This window comes from Nocardiopsis sp. CNR-923, from assembly GCF_001942255.1.
In the GTDB taxonomy this organism is placed as follows: Bacteria; Actinomycetota; Actinomycetes; order Streptosporangiales; family Streptosporangiaceae; genus Nocardiopsis.
Genome location: NZ_MKKC01000030.1, coordinates 1 through 2,177, shown reverse-complemented (window position 1 = coordinate 2,177; position 2,177 = coordinate 1). Strand labels below are relative to the sequence as shown.

Below are 2,177 nucleotides of genomic sequence, written 5' to 3'. Positions count from 1 at the left end.
GTGCGCCGTGAGGCGCTGATTGGTCGAGTGGAGGTGAGAGACCTTCGCCGCCGTCCTGTCGCAGCAGGGCGGTGAAGCTGGGGGCAGCCTGACCCGGGAGGTGCCGGGGAAGGTGGCAAGCGGCCCCGACAAAGCCGGGACGTGTCAGTACCGCCAGATGGTGCGGGTCCGGCAAGCGAGACGGAGAGGTATACGAGAGGAACCGGTGTTAGAAGCCTCCTAAGGTGACATCAGCTCGAACCTGGCGGATCCGGGCTGGTTGCGGTGCGTGCTCGCCTTTCTGCCAGGGCGGGCAACTCCCGGATGGTGATTTCCAGGCGATCCGGGAGGCCACGGTGAAGTGCTGCGGGGTAGCCGGGGCGAGGCCGCGGGGGTATAGCCGGGTGCCTACTTCGACGATCGATCAATCAGTGAACACGGGAACCTTCCCGGTCTTGCCCGCCGTCCGGGCCACCAGCACGGACGAGTCGGGCTGGGCACACCGTCTGCCGACCAGGCCGGGGAGGGGCGGAGCCGCCGTAGTACTCCGAGCCGGGGAGAGCCCGGTACATGGGGAAGGGCGGCAGCGAGATCGCAAGGGTAGGGTGCTGCAATGTCCGGAGAATCCGGGGTGGATGCCCCGGTTGCGTGGCCAGCGGCTGATGCCGCTGAGGCACGGGTACGGAGGATGCAGACCAAACTGCACCGTTGGGCGGTAGCCGATCACGGCTTCCGGTTCGACGATGTGTTCAACTTCGTCTGCGACCCGGCCACCCTGACGGTGGCGTTCGAGAGGGTCGCGGGCAACACTGGAGCCCGGACGGCGGGCGTGGACGGCATTCGTGCCGCCGACGTCGAGGCGTCCGGGGTGACAGCGCACCTGAACCGCATTCGCTCAGCGCTGAAAGCGGGGGCTTTGCGGCCTCTGCCGGTGCGGGAGCGGATGATCCCCAAGACCGGTGGAAAACTGCGTCGGCTGGGGATCCCGACCGTCACCGACCGGGTGGTGCAGGCCGCGCTGAAGCTGGTCCTGGAGCCGATCTTCGAGGCGGACTTTCGTCCGTGCTCGTATGGGTTCCGGCCCAACCGGCGTGCGCACGACGCGATCGCTGAGATTCACCTGTTCGGCTCCCAGGGATACCGCTGGGTGCTGGATGCCGACATCGAGGCGTGCTTCGACCGTATCGACCATACGGCCCTGATGGACCGTGTCCGATCGCGGGTGAAGGACAAGCGGGTGCTGGTGCTGGTGAAGGCGTTCCTCAAAGCCGGGATCATGACCGAGCTCGGCGAACGGAACGAGACCACCTCCGGAACACCGCAAGGGGGCATTCTCTCGCCCCTGCTGGCCAACATCGCGCTGTCGGTGCTCGACGACTTCGCCGCCGAGCAGTGGTCGAGTGTGATGGGAAGTCGGCGGGATCGCGAACGACGACGGCACCGGGGCCTGCCGACCTGGCGACTGGTCCGCTACGCGGACGACTTCGTCATCATGGTCCATGGCACCCGGGAGCACGTCGAGGAGCTTCGCGGGCAGGTGAGCGAGGTCCTGGCGCCGATGGGCCTGGCCCTGTCACCGGCCAAGACCCGGATCGTCCACCTTGCGGACGGGTTCGACTTCCTCGGCTTCCGCATCGTCTGGATGCGCAAGCCGGGAACGGACAAGTGGCATGTCTACACCTTCATCGCCGACAAGCCGGTCGCGTCGCTGAAGCGGAAGATCAAGTCGCTGACCCAGAGGTTGTCGCATCTCGACTACAAGATCGCGCTCATTCGGATCAATCAGATCCTGCGCGGCTGGGCCAACTATTTCAAACACGCGGTCGCCAAGCACACCATGTCCCGCCTGCACACCTTCGTTTGGTGGAGGCTGGTCCGCTGGGTGATGCACAGGCACCGCATGACGTGGACGGCTATCCGGCGATGGCTCCGAGGCCCGCAAGGGCGTTGGAAGCCCATCGAGTTGGACGGGATCAGACTGTTCCACCTCGACAGGGTGCCGATCACTCGGTACCGCTACCGGGGCAACAGCATCCCCAGCCCTTGGCCGGAGGCCCTGGCCGGTCCGGTCCCAACGGCATGATCTCGTGGAGAGCCCGGTGCTCGGAGACGGGCACGCCGGGTTCGGCGGGCGGGTCGGGGAAACCCACCAGGAGCAATCCCGGCAGCGCCCCGACCGACCCAACAACCTGTCCGAG

The 2,177-nt window shown here is 66.6% G+C and carries 1 protein-coding gene; it reads left to right on the top strand.

The window, feature by feature from the left end; translation table 11 throughout:
• Positions 1-667 precede the first annotated feature (667 nt).
• On the top strand, positions 668-2,062 hold the full coding sequence (gene ltrA / locus BJF83_RS01955; RefSeq protein WP_075924940.1) for a group II intron reverse transcriptase/maturase: 1,395 nt from the start codon (positions 668-670) through the stop codon (positions 2,060-2,062).
• Positions 2,063-2,177: the final 115 nt, after the last annotated feature.